At 47.0% G+C, this 6341-nt stretch carries 2 protein-coding genes and 1 pseudogene; all 3 read left to right on the top strand.

Annotated features, from left to right (window positions below; all coding sequences use genetic code 11):
• Positions 1-22 precede the first annotated feature (22 nt).
• A complete protein-coding gene (locus A3C46_03955; protein ID OGQ22174.1) occupies positions 23-574 on the top strand; it encodes a hypothetical protein in 552 nt (183 codons plus the stop codon).
• A 51-nt stretch (positions 575-625) separates the two neighbouring features.
• The gene (locus tag A3C46_03950; protein OGQ22173.1) at positions 626-3694 is read left to right on the top strand and encodes a hypothetical protein; all 3069 of its coding nucleotides are present in this window, start codon (positions 626-628) and stop codon (positions 3692-3694) included.
• Between the two features lie 88 nt (positions 3695-3782).
• A pseudogene (locus A3C46_03945) lies at positions 3783-6341 on the top strand (hypothetical protein).

The following is a 6341-nucleotide window of genomic DNA, read 5'->3' as shown; positions in this document are numbered from 1 at the left end:
TCTGACCGTTTGTCCTGCTCCCGTGACTCCTCCTCTGGGAAAGCTTCCCGAAGGCTATCGACCTCCACCTCCACGACCAGAGATTGCCCCTCTTCCAGGTCCTGATTCAGCTGGAAAACCGTATCAACGCTGCCTCGATTATCTCAACGATGTCTTCGGACGTCATCTCCTCAATCCTTGCGAAACCTATCGTTGTGAACTTGATGGAAGGAAGATCACGTCCATTGGTCTTCGTCCGGGAGGAGCAGCGTGTGAAGATCGAGCCACATGTCGAAAAGGAATCTGTCTTCAAGGGGTCTGTGCTGCTGCGCCGATCTCTGGATGTACACCACAACCGAGACCGTCGTTGATCGTTCCGCTTCCTCCACCTCCAGCTCAACCACAACCCCCAACGCGCGCGTGTCTTGTCCAGCTCGCCCTCCTGCAATCATCGGCTGCTCCTCCCACTCCGTGTCTCACCCATTACTGCGATGGCAACACCGTGAGAACCAGACAACAGCCAAATGGAACTCAATGCTCTGATCGAACCAGAAACATCACCAATGGTCAGTGTATGAATGGAGTGTGTCGGTAAGTGCACGGCACTTAATGAAACTGAGATAGTGAATCCACAAAGGAGATGAATATGCGTCACATAAAAATGTTCTTCGGTATCAGTTGTTTCATCGGTGTCTCCGCCATGTTGTTTATGTGGCGCACTCCAAAAGAGATGGTGCAACATTCATCTGAAGAAATTTCAAATGTTGCCGAAAACATTCCCCTCTTTTTTGAACCCAATACTGGCCAAGCCGCTCAGGAAATTCTTTTTCTGACGCGAGGCAATGGATACCAAATTCTTTTTGCTCAACATGAGGTCACTTTTGTCATCAAAGGAGTGAGTTCTACCATGTCTTTCGTGAATGCAAATTCAAATGTCCGCGTAGAGGGACAACGTCCCTTCCCGGGAAAATCGCATTATTTACTCGGGAGCGATTCCAAAGCTTGGAAAACCGACATTCCTCACTTCGGAAAAATTTCTTATGAAAATATTTATCCCCATATCGATCTCGTTTTTTACGAAAAAAACCGACAACTCGAATATGATTTCATCGTGAGACCGAACGGAAATCCAAACGATATTCAGCTCAATTTTCCTACTGCAAAAGTTGTAAAAATTTCTCAAGAAAATCTCATTCTGAAATCTGGGAAACATCAACTCCTTCACCATAAACCCGCTCTCTCACAAAACATTTCGGGTGAGAAAATGGTGATTGCAGGAAATTATACGAAGCTTGGAGAAAAGAGAATTGGGTTTCGAGTCGGAAAATATGATCCAACACAAGTTCTGACCATTGATCCGACGATCGATTTTTCATCCTATCTCGGAGGTCTTGGCGCTGATCGCGGCAAAGCCATTGTGGTTGATGCAAATGGCAATATGTACATCGCCGGAGAAGCTGGAGATCCGAGCATCAAAGGCGATATCGGAGCTGATCAGTTTCCAAGACTTCCTGCAGTTGCTCCTGGAAGCGTCCCGGCCAGCGCTGTGTTTGTCACAAAACTGAATAGTAGCCATCAAATTGAATATTCCACCATTCTCTCAGGACAAGGGTCGAGTTTTCTTACGGATATCGACATCGATAGCGCCGGCGCTGCCTATATTACCGGCTTCACCGAAGCACAGAACTTTCCCTTACCACAAAACGCACTTCGAGCCTGCTCTCAAAATTTCAGCCCAAATGCTGAAGGATATCTGTTAAAACTCAGCCTCGATGGACGTTCCATTGAGGCTGGAACATGTTTTGGCGGCGTCAGTCAAGCACATGCTGTTATTGTCGATAGCACGGGGAATGCTTTTGTTACGGGCTTCACGCGTTTTGATCTTCCTTTTTTGCACCCTGCAGGACATGTCATTAATACAACCGCAAGCGGACTTCGCAGCGACGCCTTTGTTTTAAGCTTTTCAGCAAATCTACAGGTTCTTCGTTTTGCACAATATCTTGGTGGCGCTGGCATCGATGGCGGAAAGGACATCACGCTTGATCGTTGGGGCAATATCATTATTGCAGGATCAACAAGTTCCTCTGATTTTCCAACAGCCAACGCTTTCCAGCCTGCGTATGGCGGTGGCACATCAGACGGATTTCTCACGAAAATTCCCTCAAACGGTAGAGGACTCGTCTACTCTACTTTTTTTGGAGGGAATGCATTTGATGCCGCCACCTCTCTTGATATTGATAACCATCAAAATGTTGTTGTCGCTGGCTATACTACTTCTACAAATTTTCCTCTGGCACAAAATGCGATGCAAAGAACATTACGTGGTGCAGCAGATGGTTTTGTGGCCAAATTCAGCCTCAATGGCCAAGCAACTCTTTTTTCAACCTTGATTGGTGGTGGAGGACGAGATGGCATCTCACGCATTGATGTCGATACCCTCGGAGCCATTCATATTGCCGGTTCTACAGATATCCCTTTTCTTACGGAACGACTTGATCCCTCGCTTGCAGCACAAAAAGGTTTTATCGTGAAGCTAAACCCTGCGGGAACGAGTTTCGAATATGCTTCGCCACTTGGCGACCGTGCAGAAGGAATCAAAGCGGATCAGAACTGTAAGAGCTTTATCACCGGAAGTGTCATGCAATCGAACTTTCCCACGCGTTCTCCTCTTCCAGGCGGATCTTCCTTACACGGAACACGTGATGCGTTTGCCATGGTCGTCGGCAGCAGCTGCGGTTGTCAACAGAAACCCATGGAACAGAAATGCCAAATCATCAAATGCAATGAACAGACGGGACAATGGGAAACAGAAGCAGCACCTATTGGGTACCCATGCATGGATCATCTCTGTGATGATGTGAAAATCTGCGATGGTTTCGGTGTCGGCGATGCACATTGCTTTCGAATCGGTGGGCCTCTTGACTGGGATGACGACAACGAATGCACGACAGAAACCTGTCAAGAATGGCGCGGTCCTGTGTATCAATCGGTAGCTGATAACACCTCATGCGATAGCGGGGACGGTGTGTGTTGTTCTGCCGCCTGTATTGCGGGAAGGGCTTGCCCACCATCAGGTGGTGGTGGGACAGGGCCGACAGATCCCACAAAACCGACTGACCCGACAGGGCCAACGAAACCAACTGACCCCACAGCACCGACCGATCCCGGAAGCGATCCAGGAAAACCGACCGGAAGCGGGACGGGGATCTTTGGAGCTGGGGTTGCATCCGGTTCCCTGGCAGGAACCCCTTCGCCTCAAACAGCCTCTCCTTACTATGCGTGTCTCGTGCGGCTTCAAGATTTTCGTGCGAAACAGCTGATCAACCCCTGCGAAACGTATCAATGTCGTCCAGATGGAACCCTTGTCTCAACAGGACGCGTTTCTGGAATCACCTCATGCGTCGATCGAGCGCTCTGTGTTCAAGGGATCTGTCAGACCACGGGGCGTTGCGCTGGGTCTGCCATTACAACAGGGTGTACGCCTCAACCGCGGCCACCACTGAATCCGCCGCGTGTGCGAGCGACACCGACGCAGCAGTGCCGTAATCGATTACAGCAGATGAAAATTCTTGCTTCAACAACGACGCCTTGTGTCGAGTGGTATTGCGACGGAAATACGCTCTTAAGCGACAACACGACACGCAATGGGCGTCAGTGCACCGATCGTGCGCGCAATATTACCAACGGTCAGTGCAACAATGGGGTGTGTCAATAAGTGCCGTGCACTTAATGAGAGAAAAGGTACCTTATAATGTACTTTCATCGCAATTAAGTGCACTGCACTTAAAAAAGAGGAGACGAAAGTGAAACCGATACTGAAACGTTGTGTGCAGATGATTTTTCTCCTCAGCCTTGGAGTTGTGGGCGCTTGGCTTTGGATGCAACAGTACACTCCATCTCTTGAGAAACAACTGTCACCGAAGATTTCTTCGGTAAATATTCCTCTCTCTTTTGAACCCAATCAAGGACAGGTTCAGAGTGATGTTTCTTTTTATACGCGTGGGAAGGGTCATGCTTTTTTCTTGTCGCGAAGAAAGATGACATTAGGAAATGTATCGCTTGCGTTTAGCGGAGCGAAGACGAATCCCCGTATCGTTGGAATCGATCCACTTCAGAGTAAGAGCAACTATTTTGTGGGAAGAGATGCGTCGAAATGGAAAACAGATATCCCTCATTTTTCCAAAGTAAAATACGAAGAGTTGTATCCAGGCATTGATTTGGTGGTGTATGGCAATCAACGCGAGCTCGAATATGATTTTGTGGTCGCACCACATACTGATCCTCGTGTCATTGCTTTTGACATTCAAGGTGCTGATCTCAATCTCGATCATGATGGAAATCTGGTAATGACCACAAAACAAGACAATGTTCAGATCATTCAAAAAAGACCGAGGGTCTATCAAGAAATCGATGGCAAAAAAACCAACATCGATGGAAGATTTAAAATCACGCAAAATAAAGTTTCCTTCACCGTCGCCCACTATGATCGCACGCGAGAACTTGTCATTGATCCGGTGCTGCTATTTTCAACGTATTTAGGTGGAAGTGACTTGGATTCAGGAAACGATATTGCTCTTGATGCAAGTGGAAATATTTACGTTGTAGGAACAACGGACTCATGGAATTTCCCCATACGAAATCCATTGCAATCAACGCGAAGCCCACGTGGAACTGATCTTTTTATTGCCAAATTCAACTCAACAGGATCACAGCTTCTTTATTCCACTTATTTTGGCGGTGACGGGGCTGACTATGATCCGTCGCTTGCGGTTGATGCTTCAGGGAATGCTTATGTTACAGGAAGAACGTCCTCGTCTTTTTTTCCAACAACTACTGGTGCGTATCAGCCAAGAACCGGAGGTGGGTACGATGCTTTTATTCTGAAGCTGAATTCGTCTGGTTCTCAGGTTATGTACTCAACATATCTTGGTGGCGCGAACCTTGAAGAAGCCAAAGATATCGCTGTCGATTCCCAAGGACAAGTTTATATTACCGGTGCAACGCAGTCTGATAATTTCCCCACAACTCCAGGAGCTTTTCAGAGCACCTCTGCTACACCGGGACGTGTATGGGGTGATGCATTTGTCACAAAGCTCAACGCTTCTGGTTCATCGCTTGTCTACTCCACGTACCTTGGCGGAGATCGTGAAGATATCGGAAAAGGAATCGCGATTGATGCTTCAGGGAATGCTTATGTTACCGGCGCGACGTGGTCGATTAATTTTCCAACACAAAATGCGATACAATCGGACGCAGGTTACCAAGATATTTTCATTACGAAACTCAATGCTTCTGGCTCAGCACTTGTCTATTCAACCTATTTTGGTGGAAGTGTACATGATCGTGGCAATGCAATTGCGGTTGATTCCAGTGGAAATGCTTACATTGTTGGTATTACCAATGGTTTCGATTTTCCTCTTTTACGCGCCTTTCAAGCAGGTGGAAGGGGACCTGGTTCCAATACAGGTCCTTCAGAAGCTTTTCTTATAAAACTTGATCCTTCTGGATCTTGGATGTTTTCTACCTTTCTCGGAGGAGACAATATAGATACAGCTGCAGATATTGCGCTTGGTACAACAGGAAATATCTTTATTGTTGGGACTACGCTTTCTTCTAATTTTCATGCTCAAGATGCATATCAATCGACCTCCGTATCACCACAAGATCCTTATGATATCTTTGTCACCAAATTTTCTCCCTCAGGACAACAACTTCTCTATTCAACCTATCTGAGTGGAAGTGGACCGGATCATGGAAGAGGCATCGCAGTAGATGCCTTGGATAATATTCATATTATTGGTACAACCAGATCGAGTGACTTTCCTCTCAGAAATGCCTATCAGTCAACGACCACCAACACTTCAACATATATAAGGGATGCTGCCATTATCAAAATTGGTGAGTGTAGAAGTAATGCGGATTGTTCCGATGGGAACGCTTGTAACGGACAGGAAACATGTAACAGAGGAAGCTGCTTTCCCGGAACCCCACTGAACGTTCCCGATGACAACAATGTGTGTACGTTGGATTGTGATCCTGCAACGGGGAATCAGTATGTTCCTCAAGTGGGGATGAGTTGTCCTGGCGATAACGATCGTTGTAACGGGATCGATACGTGTAATGCTTTAGGAGTCTGTGACAATAATCGAATCACCGCTATTAACTTCGATGATGGCAATGATTGTACCGTCGATAGTTGTAATGCTATGAGTGGCGTTGTCACCAATACTCCTAAAGCTGATGGCACTTCGTGCCTTTCAAATAGTCGTCGTGCTGGGATCTGTTGTAGCGCTGAATGTAAAGAAGGTCTTACCGTTTGTCCTGCTCCCGTGACTCCTCCTCTGGGAAAGCTTCCCGAAGGC

Source organism: Deltaproteobacteria bacterium RIFCSPHIGHO2_02_FULL_44_16, from assembly GCA_001798185.1.
Lineage (GTDB): Bacteria > UBA10199 > UBA10199 > 2-02-FULL-44-16 > 2-02-FULL-44-16 > 2-02-FULL-44-16.
Note: the sequence above shows the minus strand (reverse complement) of the source record. Positions and strands in the feature narration are given on the sequence as shown.

Bases quoted from the DNA above. Each gene is read 5' to 3' on its own strand.
- A3C46_03950 (OGQ22173.1), top strand. From the start codon at position 626: ATGCGTCACATAAAAATGTTCTTCGGTATCAGTTGTTTCATCGGTGTC.